This is a genomic window from Stenotrophobium rhamnosiphilum, from assembly GCF_003052265.1.
Lineage (GTDB): Bacteria > Pseudomonadota > Gammaproteobacteria > Nevskiales > Nevskiaceae > Stenotrophobium > Stenotrophobium rhamnosiphilum.
This window is the reverse complement of record NZ_QANS01000005.1, coordinates 1-16,632: the sequence shown is the minus strand read 5'-3', so window position 1 is coordinate 16,632 and position 16,632 is coordinate 1. Positions and strand designations below refer to the sequence as shown.

Below are 16,632 nucleotides of genomic sequence, written 5' to 3'. Positions count from 1 at the left end.
GTGGACTTTTTAGGATATAAAAATAAGCGCGTAATCGTGAGCGGCTGCTTTTCAGGCATGGGCGAGGCGACTGCCCGCATGCTGCTAGAGCAGGGTGCCGAAGTTCATGGCATGGACTACAAAGAAAGCAAGCTTGCGTTGGCTTCCTTCACACAAGTGGACTTGCGTGATCCATCTGCCATCGACGCTGCCGTTGCCAAGATTGGCGGCAAGGTCGATGCGCTGTTCAACTGCGCTGGCCTGCCACAGACTTCACCCGCGTTGGATGTGATGAAAGTGAACTTTGCTGGCACACGCCGCGTCACGGAACAGGTTCTGCCCTTGATGTCGGAAGGTGGTTCGATCGTCAGCATTTCTTCCAACGGTGGTTTGGGTTGGAGCCGTCGCATTCCGACCCACATGCAGCTCATGCAGATCGACACCTACGAAGGCGTTGTGAAATGGGTTCAGGACAACGCAGAAACCGTTGCTGAAGGTTATGCATTCTCTAAAGAAGCGATCATTGTTTGGACGATGCTGATGTCCTCGCGCTTGATCAAGCGCGGCATCCGCATCAACTGCACGATGCCTGGCCCTACCCAGACGCCGATGATGAGCCACTTCGAACAAGCCACCAAGGCTTCAGTGCTCGACGCGGCCATGCAGCCGATCAATCGCCGCTCGACGCCAGATGAACAAGCCGGTCCTTTGCTGTTCCTCAACAGTCCGAAGGCGAGCTACATCAATGGTGTTGCACTCGCTGTTGATGGCGGCTTCCTTGGTGGCGTTGCAACGGGTCAGATTGATCTGCGCACCTTGATGTCAAACGCTTCGTAAAAATATAAGACGCATTTAGGGAATTCCTTATGAACGATGTTTCAACAAACAGTCCCGTTGCCCAGCGCCCGGCCCATGTGACGGATGCCGTAACGTACGATTTCGACATGTTTGGTGATGCAGCGTATGTGGCTGATCCGCACAAGCGCATTCTTGATCTGGTCAAGAATGCGCCGCCCATCTTCTGGACACCGCGCAATGGCGGCCATTGGATGCTGATGACTCACTCTGCAAACTTTCATGCTTCACGCGATACCGAAGGTTTCTCCAGCGAGATCGTTCCGCAAGCGATGATCAAGGCAATGATGGCGAAGATGCCTCCGGGCTCGCCGCATATTCCGCAGCCATTGCCAATCACGATTGATCCGCCTGATCACACCGCATATCGCATGCCCTTGCAGCGCGCGTTTTCGCCTAAGGCAATGCTGGGCTTGCAGAAGAGCATCCGCGAGTTGGCGGTTGATCTGATTGAGAAGATGAAAGCCAAGGGTGGCGGCAACTTTGTTGATGAAGTTGCTGAGCCCATGCCGGTGCAGATTTTCTTGAAGATGTTCGGCTTGCCGCTAGAACGTCAGCAGGAATATCGCACGCTGGTTAAAGAACATATGGAAGGCAACCAGAATCACGATCCGCGTGCGATCGTGGCTCGTATGCTCAAGCTGACTTCGATCATGCGCGAGACCGTTCTCGAGCGTAAGGAAAATCCTCAGGACGATTTGATCAGCATGCTGTGGCAGTCCGAGATTAACGGCAAACCTACAACGCTGGCAGATTTGGAAAATTACTGTGTAGTGTTGTTCACCGCCGGACTCGATACGGTTGTAAACGGCATCAGTCACGGCGTTCTGCATCTAGCCAAGAATCCGGACTTGCAGCGCGAACTGCGTGCAAATCCAGAAAAGATCCATGGCGCGTCAGAAGAATTACTGCGCCGCTATACCTTCACCGTGCCGCTTCGTCGCATCGCCAAAGACCTGAACTTCCAAGGTGTGGAGATGAAGACGAATGACCGCGTGATGTTGTTCCTGCCTGCGGCAGATCTTGATTCTTCGGAATATCCTGAAGCAGAGCGTTACGATCTTCAGCGCCAGAACAGTGTTCACATTGCGTTCGGTGTTGGTCCTCATCGCTGCCTCGGCTCGCACCTTGCGCGCCTTGAGCTGCAGATTGTTTATGAAGAATTGCTGGCCCGTGTTCCTGAATTCCGTCTCGACCCGGACAAGCCTGTGACTTATCACGGCGGTCATGTGGTCGGTCCCGATGCGGTTTGGTTGCGCTGGAATTAATTAAGACATGGCAGCCACACGCACATTGCCGAAACTTGATGCTGACAACCGTGCCTTCTGGACGGGCGGGGCAGAGGGACAACTGCGGCTGATGCGTTGTCAGGACTGCAAGACCTTCATTCACCCACCGCGCCCTGTTTGCAGAAAGTGTTTATCTGAAAACGTTAAGCCAGAAGCCGTGGCAGGAACCGGCGTTGTGTATTCGTACACGATCAACTATCAGAAGTGGTCTCCAACGATGGAAGTGCCTTTCGTGATTGCGCGTGTTGCGATTGATGGCGCACCCGGCGTGTTGTTGACGACCAATATCGTCGATTGCCCAGTTGATTCTGTGGATATCGGCGATAAGGTTCGCGTGAAGTTTCTGCAGCAGGATGATGTGTTCATCCCGCTCTTTGAGAAGATCAACTGATGTCCGCCAACGAAGCCTATATCAGCGGCGTGGGGCAGTCCGAGATCGGCACCAGGCTGACTCGCTCGCCTTTGTTGTTGACGCTTGATGCCGTGCGCGAAGCGCTGGACGAAGCAGGTTTGACCATCGGTCAGATCGATGGAGTCTCCACCTATCCCGGTCGTATTCCTGCTTATCTCGGCTTCTCGCCTGTCGGCGCAGATGAATTGATTGATGCCTTGGGCATTCGCGCCACTTGGTACGCCGGTGGTGGTGAGATCTCATCGCAGCTTGGCGCTGTAGTAGCGGCTGCGGCTGCTGTTCGTGCAGGACAAGCCCGTCATGTGATTTGTTTCCGCACCGTTTATGAAGCAGCTGCGCTGGCGCGGCCAGACGAATATCCACGGCCACAGCGTGATCGCGTGGACGGCTCCTCACAATGGTTTGCACCATTCAATGCGATCTCTGCAGTTACCTGGACTGCGCAGTACGCGATGCTCCATGTGAAGCGCTATGGCCTTAAGCGTGAGCAGCTCGCACAGATTGCACTGACAGCGCGTGCTCACTCAGCGTTGAATCCTCGTGCGCTTGTGCGCGAACCGCTGACGATGGATGAGTACATGTCAGCGCGAATGATTTCTTCACCACTGTGCTTGTACGACTGCGATCGTTTCACTGATGCATCAACCGTAGTTATCGTTTCAGCAGGCGACGCGCTTGATGAAGTGAAGTGCACACCAATTCGCATTGCTGCAATGGCAGGCACCGTTGAGCGCCATAGCTGGGATCAAGCCGATGAGTTGGCTTGTTATCCAACAGGTGCTGATCTGTGGAAGCGTACGGATTACAAACCTGCTGATGTCGACACCGCACAGTTGTACGACGGCTTCAGCTTCCAAGCGCTGGCTTGGATTGAAGCGCTCGGTTTCTGCGAGTTAGGTGAAGGCGGTCGCTTCATCGAAGGCGGCAAGCGCATCGCATTGGATGGTGAGCTGCCACTCAATACCTTTGGTGGACAAATTGGCGCGGGTCGATTGCACGGCTTCGGTTTTGCACACGAAGCTGTTGTGCAGCTGAGAGGCAAGGGCGGCGCGCGTCAGATTCCGGGTGATCCACGCGTCGCGGTCAGTACTTCCGGCGGCGGACCCTTGGCAACTGCATTGTTGCTGGCACGAGATTAATTAACTCCGCTCATATCGAGCGGGCTTCGAAATAACGCGGCTCTCAGAGTCACGATTTGAATAGCGAGGAGTAAGGCTTATGAAGATGAACGACATGGTGCTGATTAGTGTCGATGACCACATCAGCGAACCACCAGATATGTATCAGCAGCACCTCACCGGTGCTGAGCTCGCAAGCGCGCCGACGTTGAAGGTTGCTGACAACGGCACGACTTTCTGGGAATACCAGGGCCTGAAGATGCCATCGGTTGGCCTCAACGCCGTGGTGGGTCGCCCGATGGAAGAGTACGGCATGGAGCCGACTTCCTTCGAACAACTGCGCAAGGGTTGCTACGACAAAGATGCACGTATCGATGACATGAATGTCAACGGTATCGCTGCCTCGCTCAATTTCGGCAGCTTCCCCGGTTTTGACGGCGGCCGTTTCCACAAAGTGCCAGACAAGAATTTGTCGCTGATTCACATGCGCGGTTACAACGATTGGCATGTTGATGAATGGTGCGGCTCGCACCCTGGTCGTTTCATCCCTTGCGCGCTGTTGCCGACTTGGGACATGAAGGCGACGGTTGAAGAGATCAAACGTCTGACCAAGAAGGGTTGCACTGCAGTTTCTCTCAACGAGAACCCAACCGTGCAGGGTCTGCCGAGCATTCACAATGCTTATTGGGAGCCGATGTGGCAGGCGATTGTCGAAAACGATATGAAGATTTGCTTGCACATCGGTGCAGGCAACCCGGCACCGCATGCGTCGATGGAAACGCCGATTGAAGCGTGGATCACGACGATGCCGATGTCGATTGCTACGGGTGCTGCCGATTGGCTCAACCTCGAAGCTCTGCACCGTTATCCGCAGTTGCGAATCGCACTGTCAGAAGGCGGCATCGGCTGGATTCCTTATTTCCTTGAGCGCGCTGACTTCAGCCACTCACGTCACAAGTTCTGGACACACTCAACGTTCGGCGACACCAAGCCTAGCGAAATCTTCGCCAAGCATTTCTTGAATTGCTTCATTGACGATGCCTTCGGCCTGAAGAATCTCGATGCGCTGAATGAAGACATGGTGTCTTACGAATGCGATTACCCGCATTCAGATTCGCTGTGGCCTGAAGTGCCGGAGTATCTGTTCAAGACCGTGCAGCACTTGACCGATAAGCAGATCGACAAGATCACGCACCTCAACGCCATGAAGTTCTTCAACTTCGATATGTTCAAGCACAACAAGCGCGAAGACCTGACGGTTGGCGCGTTGCGTGCCAAGGCCGCAGCTGATGGCGTCGATGTCACGCCGAAATCTTCTGGCGGTGCCAAGCCGCTGGCAGAAGGTGAAGTGGAGCGTCCGGTAACTTCGGGCGACTTGATGAAGATGTTCTCGCACCACTCGAAGGCAGCCTAAAGGTCCGGGCAACGTGTGCTCAGGCACGCGTTGCCCTTCGACACATGGCAGGCCATGAGACGCATCCCGAAGACCGTCAGGACCTGCTCGACTTGGGCGGTCAGATCGCTTTTGTCAGTGGTGCTGGGCAAGGCGCTGGTCGCGCCATCGCACTGGCCTTCGCAAAAAACGGTGCAGGCGGCGTTGCCGTCAATGATTTTGATCCACTAAAAGCTGAATTGGTCGCGGCTGAAATTAGAGCGCTGGGTGTTTCTGCGCTGGCCGTTCCGGCTGATGTTGGCGATCACGATGCCGTGCATGCAGCAATGGCGCGTGCCAGCGAACTCGGGCCCATCACCTTGCTCGTTAACAATGCGGGCAACGCTGGTCCCAACGTGACGATGCGACCCATGCCGCCGTTTTGGGAAACCGCACCGAGCGACTGGGATCGTTACTTTCGTACCAATCTGCAAGGCGTCATGAACTGCTGTCATGCAGCGTTGCCCGTTATGGTTCAGCATCAGCGTGGTCGTGTTGTGACGATTGTTTCTGACGCGGGTCGCGTTGGCGAAGCGCGACTCGCTGTTTACGCAGCAGCTAAAGCGGGCGCTGCTGGTTTCATGCGTTCACTGGCGCGTGAAACGGGTCGCCATGGCATTACCGCCAACTGCATTTCACTGTCGACGCTGGAGCCGGTGCTGCCTGAGCCCGAGCGCACAGCGTTTCTGGAAAGTGACAAAGCTAAAGCGCATGTCGAACGCTACATTATTCGCCGCTTCGGCAAGCCAGACGATGTTGCGAGCATGGCGCTATTCCTATGCTCCGATGCGGCCAGTTGGATTACGGGACAAACATATCCGGTCAATGGTGGCTATAGCTTGGCGGTGTAGTTCTATCCAGCAATCTCGCGGTCGCCGATATTGCTGCGTCCAAGTAGCAGGAACAATCCACTGCCAATAAGAACACCGACTGCGGTGAGTGCGAGATACAAGTCATAGCCGCCAGTGAGCTTGAGGGCGAGGCTTAATAGCCCTGCGCCTATCGCTGAAGCGATGCCCAATGCAGCAATCACTAATCCAAGAACGCTGCTGTAGATATCGACCTTGAAGTGACGCAGCACGAGATAGCCTGCGATATCACCTTCGGCGCCTTGCGAAAGGCCCATCAGCAGTACGGCAGATCCCAGCGCCCATGGCGTATCAATCGATGAAGCGAGCATGAACATGCCGATGCTCGGCAAGCCCATGCCGACGGCAGCGACCCAATGTGCTGGTAGGCGATCCAGCGCAAGGCCACACACGAAGCGCCCGATGATCACGCCAATCGCGTACATCGACACTAACTTTGATGCGAACGCGGGACCAGCGCCGTTATCGAGCAACATCATCTTCAACTGTAAGCCGTGCAGTGGCTGTGGAATGTTGCAAAGGAAGATGCCGCCAGCGATCACCCAGAACGCAGGACTGCGAATAATCACTTTGTAGTCGCGTCGTGCTTGGCGCTTGCTACGTGGCAGCGCGCCCAGATATTCATGTGGCGGAATCAGAAACAGCGCGATGATGCCGAAACAGGCAGTGAATATGGCGAGAGCTTGATAGCCGGCGCGCCAACCATTTGTGTCGATGTAGTTGCTGAGTAATGGCGCACCGATCGCGCCAACGATGGCAGGACCGCTCGCCATAATGGCCAGCCCGAGACCACGTGCATTTTGAAAGCGCTCTGCAACGAGTCGACTGTAGACCGTCGACGTCGTTGTGGTGCCGAAAATGACTTGCAACATGGTGATCGCGATGAAGACGCGTAGTTCACCGTTGAAAAAACTGAGTGCGAGATACGACAGCGGCAGAAACAACACGCCAGTGATGGCAACACGCCGCACACCGAATAGATCAGTCAGTCGGCCGATGAGTGGCAGGCAGACGAGTGTGAGCAAGGTTGCGGTACCAAGCAGTGCAAAATCTGATTTCGACCAGCCAAATTCAGCGAGCAGATGCGGTGCAAAAGTACCGATGATGTAAGCGGTGGCTGCGAGCCCTGCGCCATGGCCGACGGTACTGGCCAGCAATGAACGCCAATTGACGCGCAGTTCGCCGATGTAATTCATGCGCGCGGTTTTTGCTCCAACACTTTCCAAATGCCGTCGGCGCTAACCACGGCTTTATCGCCAACGCAGATCAGTCCACGGGTGAAGACCAGTGAAGCGCCTTTGCGAACGACTTCAGGTTGGCAGCTGATAAAAGCGCCAACAGGTGCGCTGGAGACAAAGTGTGTTTGCAATTGTGCAGTGACACAGGCCGAATGCCCAAGAGCTCTGGCTGCGCCATAGCCAAGGCTGATGTCGGCAAAGGTCATGAGCGCGCCACCATGCACGACGTCAGCGCTCTGATTGCAGTGGCGCGAATCAGAAAAGAATCCGAGCGTGTGTTGCGAGCCGATGCTGCGAATCCAGATTGTTCCTAGCGTGCCGGTGAATCCAGCGCCGTCGAGACTTTTCCAGCCTTCTGCTTTCAGCGTTTCAGCATTCATACGATCAAGCGGCTTCTGAGTTGAAGCACAGCGCAGCAACGGCTGCCGCCTGTCCGCCGCGTCCGCCTAGCTCAGAGAGCAAAGCTTTGATGCGATACGTCCACAGATGCAGCGGATGCTCCAGCGTCATGCCCATCGCGCCAAGCATCTGATGCAGGTCATAAACGATGCGCGTTGCACTTTCCTGTGCATGCAGCGCGGCGAGAGCGGCATCGCCTTCGTCTTCGGTCGATGCAGCTTTCAACACGAGCCAACGCACGCCACCTGCGAGTACCGTACATTCGGCCATGCGATGACGCAGTGCCTGGAACGTTCCGAGCGATCGGCCAAACTGTCTACGGATGCTCAGGTGTTCTACAGTGGAAGCGATGGCGGCATGTAGCAGGCCGCTGATCTCCGCAGCGAGTGCGATGCGCAGCCATTTGCGAACATTCGCGGCATCGCTGCCGGATAGCGTCGTCACCGATGCATTACCTGTGAATGTGCCCATCGGATAGGCGTACAAGGAGTCGACGGCTTCAACCGCATCCACGGATGGATGCGCAACGCCGATATCGTCGCCATTAATGATGAGCAATGTTTTTGCTGTGGCGACGAAGCGGCCCGGCCTGCCGTTTTCGATGACTGCAAATGGTCGTGGCAGCTCAGTGGCGAGATGCGGACGCACCAGCATTGATAGCGCGATTTCAGCCGTACAGGGCAGCCATGCAAGCCGTTCGACCGCCATAGTGGCAGTCAGTGGGCCGAGATCTGGAATGCCTGCGATGTCGAAGTATTCGCCGTCTGTGAGTTCTTTCTCGAGCTGTGTGCCTGCAAGCGTGAAACCATAGAAGTCGGTCGGCATCGCTTCAAAATGCGTTGCCAGTCGATCGATAGCACTCGTGAGCGCACTTTGATCGGATGTCAGTGTGAAATCCATTAGCGAGGCTCCCGTGGCATCCGCAGTAATTCTGTGGCGATCAGATTGAGCTGAATTTCAGCAGCACCTGAAGCAATGCCCGCAACAATCGCGCGTTGATGGTGAGCGAGTAGCAGCGGATCGCCACCGGCTAATGCATCCGGCAATTGTTCAACAACAAATTCTCCGACTAGACGTTCAGCCGTAACTGTCGCAAAGCGCGCAGCGCTGGCTTCTGGGCCGGGTGGAAGGCCACGTTTACGCTGATCGATGATGCTGTAGCTATAGAGGCGTGTGGCTTCGCAAGCGGCTTTTGCGCGTGCGGCTTGTTCAATCGCACCGCCGTTGAAACGGCCAGACTTCTTCAGCGTAGCCACTGCGCGATCAAGCATTCTCGCTGCTAACGCAAAGCGCGGAATACCGACACGTTCAAGTGAGAGCGAAGTGCGAACGATTTCCCAAGCTTGGCCCTCAGCGCCGAGTATCGCCGTCTTCGGGACTTCCACGTTATCGAAGAAGACTTCGTGAATATCGCCTTCGCCAATGATGCTGGGAATCTGACGAACTGTGATGCCCGGCGTATCCATGGGCACCAGAAAAATCGAAATACCGTTCTTGCCCACAGACGTACGGGCAAGCAGGAAGCAGGTGTCGGCAACGCCAGCGTAAGACGTCCAGATCTTCTGACCGTTGATGCGGTAGCCCGAACCGTTGTTGCGTTCAGCGCGTGTGCGCAAGGACGCAAGATCAGAGCCAGCCTCAGGTTCAGAAAATCCTTGGCACCAGATCGTTTCACCGCGTGCCATCGGCGGGATGTAGCGCGCCTGTTGTTCTTCGCTGCCGAAGCGCATCAGCGTTGGGCCGATCCAGTTCACGTTCATGTACTGACCGCCGCGTGGCTCGCCAGCAGCCCACATTTCCTCTGCGAGGATGAAAGCCATCCAAGGATCGGCGTCGCGTCCACCCCAGTGCTGCGGCCAATGCGGAACGAGCAAGCCGGCTGTGGCGAGTGCACCGCAGAATTTCGTCGAGAAAGTGCTTTGTGCTGCAGAGCCCGGACCATGGGCCAGCGCTTCCCAGTCAGCGGGCAAGTGCTCGCTCAGGAAAGCGCGAACCGTCGCGCGGAAACTCTGCTGCTCAGAATCCCATTTAAAGTCCATGCTTATGCAGTTTTCTGAACGCGTTCAGCGACGATTGCATCCATCGACAGATACTTGGTCGTTGACCAGCCACCATCGAGTGCCAGTGTTTGGCCATTGATGAAGCTGCCTTCGTTCGATGCAAGAAAGTGCACGGCGTTAGCAACGTCTGCAACGGTTCCATCGCGATTAAACGGCGTCATTTCCTGATTGCAGCGCTGGAAACCATCGGTATCCCAGAAGTCTTTTGTCATGTCGGTTTTGATTACGCCCGGTGCAACGACATTCGCACGAATGCCTTTGGAACCGTAGTCCGCTGCGATTGACTGTGTCATGCCGATGAGGCCAGCCTTCACTGCACAATAGCTACCACCGCTAAGGCCGGCACGCAGGCCCCAGACGGAGCCGACGTTGATGATGGATGAGCCGGGGCCCATTACGCGCAGCGCTGCGCGGCTAAAGCGGAAGGGTGCTTTGAGGCTGATATCGAAGGCTTCGTCCAGCATGGCGTCGTCGGTTTGATCAACCGCACCAAACTTGAAGTAGCCCGCGTTGTTAACCAGGCAATCGAGACGGCCGAAAGCTTTCATCGCAGCGTCAACCGCACGATCACTCGCGCCCGGTGCGGTGACGTCTTCGGCGACAACGAGCACTTCAGTTTGACCAGCAAGATCTTTTGCGAGTTGTTCGAGTCTGTCTTTGCGACGTGCAACAGCGACGATGCGAAATCCACCCTTGGCGAAACGACGCGCAATGCCGTCGCCCAAGCCAGCGCTGGCGCCGGTGATCAGTACAACTGGTTTTTGGTTTGAGTTATTTGTCATGTAATTTTCCTCAATATATTTTTGTGTCGCGCTTGATCAATGGCTAAAGGCCAAGACAGAGATACTTGATCTCCAGATAATCTTCGATGCCGTACTTAGAACCTTCGCGGCCGAGTCCCGATGCCTTGATGCCGCCAAATGGAGCGAGCTCGGTTGAGATCAGTCCCGTGTTGACGCCAACGATGCCTGCTTCGATACGCTCGGCCACGCGCCATACGCGTCCGATATCGCGCGCATAGAAATAAGCGGCGAGTCCAAACTGTGTCGCATTAGCTTGTGCGATCACTTCTTCTTCGCTTTCGAAACGGAACACTGGCGCCAGCGGGCCGAATGTCTCTTCGCGACTCACGAGCATTTTCTGAGTCACGCCTGACAACACGGTTGGCGTGAAGAATCTTCCGCCTCGTGCATGTGCTGAACCACCCGTCATCACCTTTGCACCTTGGGCAGTGGCATCAGCGATGTGTTCTTTAACTTTTGCAACGGCCTTTTCGTCGATCAGCGGGCCGATGTCAGTGCCCGCTTCGTTGCCCGCGCCTACTTTCAGCGCTGCGGTTGCAGCAGTGAGTCGGCTGAGGAAAGCGTCGTGGATGCCTGCTTGCGCGTAAATGCGATTGGCGCAGACACAGGTCTGGCCCGCATTGCGGAATTTTGATTGAAGCGCGCCAGCAACGGCGGCATCCAGATCGGCATCATCAAACACGATGAACGGAGCGTTGCCGCCTAGTTCAAGGCTGAGTTTCTTAATTGTTGGGGCAGACTGTGCATAGAGCTTTGCACCGACATCGGTAGATCCCGTGAACGACAGCTTGCGAACGGTTTCGCTGGACGTCAGTACGTCACCAATTTCCGTTGAGCTGCCAGTGATGATGTTGAGCAGACCAGCGGGCAAGCCTGCTTTCTCTGCGAGTGCGCCGAGCGCGAGTGCGGTGAATGGCGTTTGCGACGCAGGCTTCACGACCACAGCGCAACCCGCTGCAAGGGCAGGGCCGATCTTTCGCGTGATCATCGCTGCTGGAAAATTCCATGGCGTGATTACGGCAACAACGCCGATCGGCTGCTTGATCACAACAATGCGTTTGTCTGGAGCGTGACTCGGAATGACATCGCCATAGACGCGCTGCGCTTCGTCAGCGAACCATTCAATGAAACTTGCGGCATAGGCAATCTCACCGCGCGCTTCGTTTAGCGGTTTGCCTTGTTCCTGCGTCAAGATTGCGGCCAGCTCGTCTTGATGCGACATGATCAATTCGAAATAGCGGCGCAATGTGCGCGCACGCTCTTTCGCTGTCAGTTTGGCCCAAGGGCCCATCGCCTGTTCAGCGGCAGCAATTGCACGTTCAGTTTCTTTGCGGCCCAATCTCGGCACGCGGCCGATCACCGCGCCAGTGGCTGGATCGTCTACATCAATCCAGTGTTCGCCGGTTATCCATTCGCCACCGATGAGGCAAGCTTCTTTTTTTAGACTGGTCATTGCCGAAGTAATATTTTTATACCCATCGATATCTTATGACCGCGCCTACAGCCACGCGCATCCATTGCGTCTGCGGGCATAACGGCGATCATCGACAGACCAGTTGGCCACGCTAATACTCAAATCTGCGCATGAATCCCGATGTAATCTTGGCTTAGGATCGTGTTTGGCAGTGCGCACGATTTTCTGTGTCTTATCTGAGACGGCAATAGCATGCGATTGAACGTAGTAAAACTCACGCGTATGAGTGATTTCGACGAGCTTGTCGATTTTGTTGTCGTCGGTAGCGGCGGCGGCTCCATGTGCGCGGCCTTGCTGATGCGGTCTGCGGGTAAGAAGGTTCTGATTCTTGAGAAGGAAGATTTGGTTGGAGGAACGACCGCACGCTCTGGTGGAGTCATGTGGATTCCTAATAATCCGTTCATGAAGCGTGATGGTGTGCCAGACAGCTATGAGCAGGCTTCTGCCTATCTCGATAGCGTTGTCGGTGATCCTGTCGATGCACCCGGCACTTCACGCCAGCGTCGCAGCAGTTATCTGCATGAAGCGCCGTGCATGGTGCAGTTCTTGGTGGATCAAGGGATAAAACTCACGCGTGTAGCGGAGTGGCCGGATTATTACGACGACCGTCCTGGCGGCTCAGCGCCCGGCCGCACGGTTGTTGCAGAGCTATTCAACGTCAATGAGCTCGGACCTTGGAAGAACAAACTGCGTAAAGGTTTCTTGCAGTTGCCCGCAACACTCGATGAACTATTGGAACTACCAGGCTTCAAGCGATCCTGGCGCATAAAAATTTTGATGCTGAAGATCGCTTTTCGTGCGATTGCGGCGAAGCTGACTGGCAAGCAATGGATCTCTGCGGGTGCTGCGTTGCAAGGACGAATGTTGCAGGCGGCACTACGCGCTGACGTTGATATCCGACCCGGCTCGCCCGTGCGTGAATTGATCATGAAAGATGGCGCTGTCACTGGCGTTGTTACAGTCAAAGATGGACGTCCTTGGAAGGTGGGCGCGAGTCTGGGTGTGCTGGTTAACGCAGGCGGTTTTGCACGTAATCAGCGGATGCGTGATCGCTATCAACCCGGCACTTCGGTGAAGTGGACGATGGCGTCTAGTGGCGACACCGGCGAGATGATTGAAGAGATGATGCGTCATGGCGCGGCCATTGCGCAGATGGATGAAATGGTCGGCACTCAACTGACGCTGCCGCCGGAAGAGCAGGGTGCGGATTTCATGCCGACAGCGCAGAGATTAACCGCTGCGCCGCATGCGATTCTGGTCGATCAAAGTGGTGTTCGCTACATGAACGAAGGTGGTTCGTACATGGCGTATTGCAAGGGCATGATTGAGCGAAACAAGCAGGTTGCTGCAGTGCCTAGCTGGGCATTATTCGATCAGCAATATCTCAAGAAATACATGCTCGCTGGAAAGATGCCCGGTAGTCGTAAACCGAAAAATTGGATTGATGAAGGTTATCTGCACAAGGCTGAATCGATCGAAGATTTAGCGCGTCAACTCAAAATGGATCCCTCAACGCTGAAGAGCACTGTTGAGCGTTTTAACGGATTTGTGGTGAAGAATCGCGATGAAGATTTTCATCGCGGTGAACGCGCTTACGATCGTTGGCTTGGCGATCCGTTTCAAAAGCCTTCTGCAGCTTTGGGGGCGATCGAAAAAGCGCCGTATTACGCAGTGCCAGTCGTGCCGGGCGATGTAAGCACTTACGGTGGCGTTGTGACTGACGAATGTGCACGCGTGCTGCGAGAGGATGGAGCAGTGATCCCCGGTTTGTACGCAACAGGTGTTTCAACCGCCTCGGTTATGGGGCGCGTTTACCCAGGTGCAGGCTGCAGTATCGGCCCGTCGTTTGTCTGGGGCTATGTTGCAGCGAAACATGCCGCTGGTATCAACACAGATCCCGTCTAATCTTCGACGAATCTAGTGCGTTGCGATCTTGGGCGACTCAAGATTTTTGCGATATTGCTTGGGTGTTGAGCCGGTCCAGCGTTTGAACGCACGACCAAAACTCGACTGCTCCGAATAGCCCAAAATATCTGCCACATCATCCAGCGATAATTCACCGCTTTCGAGATGAACGCGAGCAAGATCGATACGCTGCTTTTCGAGGATGTCTGAGAAGCGTAGACCGCTGTCACTAAGATTTGCTTGTAGTGTACGAACAGATGTTCCTAGCTTGTCGGCGCAGTGCTCAATCGAGCAATTACCTGAAGGCAAGGAGCCGCGAACATAATCTTCAACGCGTTCCAGAATTGTTGTTCTTGAAGCTTCTCTCACGCGACCCAGATAACCGCCTAGCAGTCTGAACAACAGTCTATTGGAACTGCCCACTGCTCGGTCCATCACTGCACTGGGAAATGCGATAGCGTTGGTAGATGCTCTGCTGTGAAACGGACATCCGAATTTGCTGGCGAGTTCGGGCAAATCCTTTTGGCGCGCATCGACTGCGAGGTTTACATAGCTGGGGCGGAAGTTCTGTCCGCCGATTTGCTTGAGCAGCTTGAGAATCAGCAGCGTTGCTTTGTAATTGGCCTGATTGGTTTGTCCGAGATCTGTTTTGGAATACCAACGCAGCTCGGTCGTCTCTTGGCCTTCTGCAAGTTCGAGAACGGCAACTGGAGAATGCACAACAGGAATGTAGTTGATGAAGCTTTCCAGTGCTTCACGAACCGAGCCTGCTGAGCGACAAAGCGCAGCAACAGATCCGAAAATTTCTGGCTCTTGATGCTGGGCTAGCTTCAGGCCAAACAGGGAATCGTTGAACGAAGTACTACAGTATTCGAGTGCGTTAACGAGCGATTGAGAGTCGATATAAAAATCGGGATCGCGCATGGCGCGTGGATCAATGTTGTGGCGCTCTAGAATTGAGCGTGGATCTCCGCCGAGATTACGCACCACATCGCCAAAACCAGTTAGATTCGCTGCACGCATTTGCCGTTTAACTGGCATTGAATCGAGCGGCCCTTCTAAGCTATAAAAGTTTCCATCCGTCATCGCATTGCTCCTCATCGCTGACCTGCTTTGCAGATCACTGGGCACTTTGCGCTTAATGTCGATTCCTACACACCAAGTGTCAGGACATAAACCTTAAATGCGTGCCATAACTATCTGCGATAAGCATACCATCGTCAGAATTCATAATGAACAACACTGATGATTTAAATATGTAATGAAAACAGATGCATTTTTAAAGGGTGTGCGTCGAGGGGATAGTTTGAGTGCCGTTTTATCGACTAAAACGGCTTGAACTCTTTACTAAGGCCAGCAAATAATGAACAACACTGATGATAAGAAATGAGTCGAATTAAATTCGACCTGAGGAGATTCAAAACGTAGCGCCGCTTCACCTGCTTTTGCAGGCCTGACTCATTTAGCTCCACGCATGTAAACGAGTAGATATGATCAATATTGATGATCTCAAAAGTGAAGCGAAGAAATACATCCGCTATGAGAAGGATGTTGTTAACAGAATTGCGTACCTGACTTTCAATCGGCCCGAAAGTCTGAACTCAACTTCTGTTGGCATGCGTCAGGTCTATGCTGATCTCGTATTGCAAGCCAATATCGACGACGAAGTGAAAGTGTTGGTTATCAGGGGAGAAGGCGACAATTTTGGTGGTGGTGGCGATCTTTCAGAGCAGGCAGACATGCTCTCTGAAGGCGACGAGGACGTCTCGCTGCTGCACGAATTTGGAATTAATGACCCAAGCGTCAAATATCCGCCCAAGGGCTCTTTCCGCTTTCTGCATGGCTTAACAGATCATTACGCCAAGGCCAGCGCAGGCAATCGCCCATTACAAGAATTCAAGAAAATTAGCATCGTAGAAGCCAAGGGCTACTGCTATGGCTGGCATTTTTACCAAGCGGCCGATGCGGATTTATTGGTGTGTTCGGACGACACTTTGTTCGGTCATCCCTCCTTTCGCTACGCGGGATGGGGCCCACGCCTTTGGACCTGGATCGAAACAATTGGTTTGCGCAAATTTCAGGAAATGCTCTTCACTGGGCGCCCGTTTACCGCCAAGGAAATGGACGCCTGCAATTTTGTAAACAGCATAGTGCCTCGGGAAAAGCTGGAAGAAGAGACCAAAAAGTACGCCATGGCTTGTTCGCGTACTCGCCCGATGGACGTTGTTGCAGTGCAAAAAACTTTTATTGAGATATATAAGCAGAACCGCGGCGAATACATGGGCAGTTTGCTCACCGGATTTGTCGAGGGCATGTTGCCAATGATGAAAAATGACAAAAAAGGCGATGTGCAATTAGGTGACGATGTTTTTGAGAAGGGACTCAACAACGTCGTTAAAGATCTTGATATGCAGTATCCACCCGAGTGGCGCTTGAGCCGCTCTAATCGGCGTAAGCCGTGAGCCGTGTTCGTCTCAATGTATAAAGCGGTAATAGTCACGCGAAATTTATCGTGCGTAAAAATGATCATCACGACAGTTTTTTAAGGTGAATTCAAAATGGAACGATTTCAAACAATGCTGAGCTCATTCGTACCGAGTAGCAGCAATAAGGCGCGCACGGTTTTGGTGAGCTGTGTTGCGATTGCAACGCTGTCTGCATCAGCTGCTTACGCTGCCAAGGTCTCTGATGTCTCTGCAGAGAGCAATCGTTGGATGGTGGCGTCTGCCGAATCGCAGAAGCGCGTCGACTCGATTTCTGAGCAGCGCAATGATCTGTCCGACAAATTCCGCGCCACGC

General features: G+C 54.2%; 16 protein-coding genes. 9 read left to right on the top strand and 7 right to left on the bottom strand.

What is annotated here, in order from left to right; all coding sequences use genetic code 11:
* Nucleotides 1-57 precede the first annotated feature (57 nt).
* The 6 genes from CJD38_RS12985 (at nucleotide 58) to CJD38_RS12960 (ending at nucleotide 5,936) form a co-directional block, all read left to right on the top strand.
* On the top strand, nucleotides 58-816 hold the full coding sequence (locus CJD38_RS12985) for a coniferyl-alcohol dehydrogenase (RefSeq protein WP_107940800.1): 759 nt from the start codon (nucleotides 58-60) through the stop codon (nucleotides 814-816).
* A 29-nt stretch (nucleotides 817-845) separates the two neighbouring features.
* Nucleotides 846-2,102, top strand: coding sequence for a cytochrome P450 (locus CJD38_RS12980; protein ID WP_107940799.1), 1,257 nt, complete (start codon nucleotides 846-848; stop codon nucleotides 2,100-2,102).
* A 7-nt stretch (nucleotides 2,103-2,109) separates the two neighbouring features.
* On the top strand, nucleotides 2,110-2,514 hold the full coding sequence (locus CJD38_RS12975) for a Zn-ribbon domain-containing OB-fold protein (RefSeq protein WP_107940798.1): 405 nt from the start codon (nucleotides 2,110-2,112) through the stop codon (nucleotides 2,512-2,514).
* On the top strand, nucleotides 2,511-3,674 hold the full coding sequence (locus tag CJD38_RS12970) for a thiolase family protein (RefSeq protein ID WP_107940797.1): 1,164 nt from the start codon (nucleotides 2,511-2,513) through the stop codon (nucleotides 3,672-3,674). Before CJD38_RS12975 ends, CJD38_RS12970 begins: the two co-directional genes overlap by 4 nt.
* Before the next feature lie 79 nt (nucleotides 3,675-3,753).
* Entirely contained in the window at nucleotides 3,754-5,067 is a 1,314-nt protein-coding gene (locus CJD38_RS12965) for an amidohydrolase family protein (protein WP_107940796.1), read from the top strand.
* Between the two features lie 44 nt (nucleotides 5,068-5,111).
* Nucleotides 5,112-5,936: an SDR family NAD(P)-dependent oxidoreductase gene (locus tag CJD38_RS12960; RefSeq protein WP_107940795.1), complete on the top strand. Its 825-nt coding sequence runs from the start codon at nucleotides 5,112-5,114 to the stop codon at nucleotides 5,934-5,936.
* A gap of 2 nt (nucleotides 5,937-5,938) precedes the next feature.
* Here CJD38_RS12960 and CJD38_RS12955 read toward each other — a convergent pair whose 3' ends face one another.
* The 6 genes from CJD38_RS12955 to CJD38_RS12930 are packed head-to-tail and all read right to left on the bottom strand — an operon-like array spanning nucleotide 5,939 to nucleotide 11,907.
* The gene (locus CJD38_RS12955) at nucleotides 5,939-7,150 is read right to left on the bottom strand and encodes an MFS transporter (protein ID WP_107940794.1); all 1,212 of its coding nucleotides are present in this window, start codon (nucleotides 7,148-7,150) and stop codon (nucleotides 5,939-5,941) included.
* On the bottom strand, nucleotides 7,147-7,572 hold the full coding sequence (locus CJD38_RS12950; RefSeq protein WP_107940793.1) for a PaaI family thioesterase: 426 nt from the start codon (nucleotides 7,570-7,572) through the stop codon (nucleotides 7,147-7,149). Before CJD38_RS12950 ends, CJD38_RS12955 begins: the two co-directional genes overlap by 4 nt.
* 4 nt (nucleotides 7,573-7,576) lie before the next feature.
* Nucleotides 7,577-8,491, bottom strand: coding sequence for an acyl-CoA dehydrogenase family protein (locus tag CJD38_RS12945; RefSeq protein WP_107940792.1), 915 nt, complete (start codon nucleotides 8,489-8,491; stop codon nucleotides 7,577-7,579).
* Nucleotides 8,491-9,630 carry an acyl-CoA dehydrogenase family protein gene (locus CJD38_RS12940; protein ID WP_107940791.1) on the bottom strand — a complete coding sequence of 380 codons (1,140 nt, stop codon included), beginning with the start codon at nucleotides 9,628-9,630 and terminating at the stop codon, nucleotides 8,491-8,493. The genes CJD38_RS12945 and CJD38_RS12940 overlap by 1 nt, the downstream gene beginning before the upstream one ends.
* 2 nt (nucleotides 9,631-9,632) lie before the next feature.
* A complete protein-coding gene (locus CJD38_RS12935) occupies nucleotides 9,633-10,433 on the bottom strand; it encodes an SDR family NAD(P)-dependent oxidoreductase (protein ID WP_107940790.1) in 801 nt (266 codons plus the stop codon).
* Nucleotides 10,434-10,476: 43 nt separating this feature from the next.
* Nucleotides 10,477-11,907: an NAD-dependent succinate-semialdehyde dehydrogenase gene (locus CJD38_RS12930; RefSeq protein ID WP_107940789.1), complete on the bottom strand. Its 1,431-nt coding sequence runs from the start codon at nucleotides 11,905-11,907 to the stop codon at nucleotides 10,477-10,479.
* A gap of 213 nt (nucleotides 11,908-12,120) precedes the next feature.
* Here CJD38_RS12930 and CJD38_RS12925 point away from each other — a divergent pair, with 213 nt between their 5' ends.
* Complete coding sequence (locus tag CJD38_RS12925; RefSeq protein WP_206362991.1) at nucleotides 12,121-13,833, top strand: FAD-dependent oxidoreductase; 1,713 nt, start codon at nucleotides 12,121-12,123, stop codon at nucleotides 13,831-13,833.
* A 12-nt stretch (nucleotides 13,834-13,845) separates the two neighbouring features.
* Here the strand turns inward: CJD38_RS12925 and CJD38_RS12920 are convergent, their stop codons facing one another.
* On the bottom strand, nucleotides 13,846-14,919 hold the full coding sequence (locus CJD38_RS12920; protein ID WP_107940787.1) for an AraC family transcriptional regulator: 1,074 nt from the start codon (nucleotides 14,917-14,919) through the stop codon (nucleotides 13,846-13,848).
* A 404-nt stretch (nucleotides 14,920-15,323) separates the two neighbouring features.
* Here CJD38_RS12920 and CJD38_RS12915 point away from each other — a divergent pair, with 404 nt between their 5' ends.
* Both CJD38_RS12915 and CJD38_RS12910 read left to right on the top strand, forming a co-directional pair.
* Complete coding sequence (locus tag CJD38_RS12915; protein ID WP_107940786.1) at nucleotides 15,324-16,295, top strand: enoyl-CoA hydratase/isomerase family protein; 972 nt, start codon at nucleotides 15,324-15,326, stop codon at nucleotides 16,293-16,295.
* Between the two features lie 96 nt (nucleotides 16,296-16,391).
* Nucleotides 16,392-16,632 (top strand): DUF3450 domain-containing protein (locus tag CJD38_RS12910; protein ID WP_146165984.1); only part of this gene is annotated, 241 nt, incomplete at its 3' end.

Coding starts and splice junctions, on each gene's coding strand:
- CJD38_RS12985 (WP_107940800.1), top strand. CDS start 58: ATGGGCGAGGCGACTGCCCGCATGCTGCTAGAGCAGGGTGCCGAAGTT.
- CJD38_RS12980 (WP_107940799.1), top strand. CDS start 846: ATGAACGATGTTTCAACAAACAGTCCCGTTGCCCAGCGCCCGGCCCAT.
- CJD38_RS12975 (WP_107940798.1), top strand. CDS start 2,110: ATGGCAGCCACACGCACATTGCCGAAACTTGATGCTGACAACCGTGCC.
- CJD38_RS12965 (WP_107940796.1), top strand. CDS start 3,754: ATGAAGATGAACGACATGGTGCTGATTAGTGTCGATGACCACATCAGC.
- CJD38_RS12960 (WP_107940795.1), top strand. CDS start 5,112: ATGGCAGGCCATGAGACGCATCCCGAAGACCGTCAGGACCTGCTCGAC.
- CJD38_RS12955 (WP_107940794.1), bottom strand. CDS start 7,150: ATGAATTACATCGGCGAACTGCGCGTCAATTGGCGTTCATTGCTGGCC.
- CJD38_RS12950 (WP_107940793.1), bottom strand. CDS start 7,572: ATGAATGCTGAAACGCTGAAAGCAGAAGGCTGGAAAAGTCTCGACGGC.
- CJD38_RS12945 (WP_107940792.1), bottom strand. CDS start 8,491: ATGGATTTCACACTGACATCCGATCAAAGTGCGCTCACGAGTGCTATC.
- CJD38_RS12940 (WP_107940791.1), bottom strand. CDS start 9,630: ATGGACTTTAAATGGGATTCTGAGCAGCAGAGTTTCCGCGCGACGGTT.
- CJD38_RS12935 (WP_107940790.1), bottom strand. CDS start 10,433: ATGACAAATAACTCAAACCAAAAACCAGTTGTACTGATCACCGGCGCC.
- CJD38_RS12930 (WP_107940789.1), bottom strand. CDS start 11,907: ATGACCAGTCTAAAAAAAGAAGCTTGCCTCATCGGTGGCGAATGGATA.
- CJD38_RS12925 (WP_206362991.1), top strand. CDS start 12,121: ATGCGATTGAACGTAGTAAAACTCACGCGTATGAGTGATTTCGACGAG.
- CJD38_RS12920 (WP_107940787.1), bottom strand. CDS start 14,919: ATGACGGATGGAAACTTTTATAGCTTAGAAGGGCCGCTCGATTCAATG.
- CJD38_RS12915 (WP_107940786.1), top strand. CDS start 15,324: ATGATCAATATTGATGATCTCAAAAGTGAAGCGAAGAAATACATCCGC.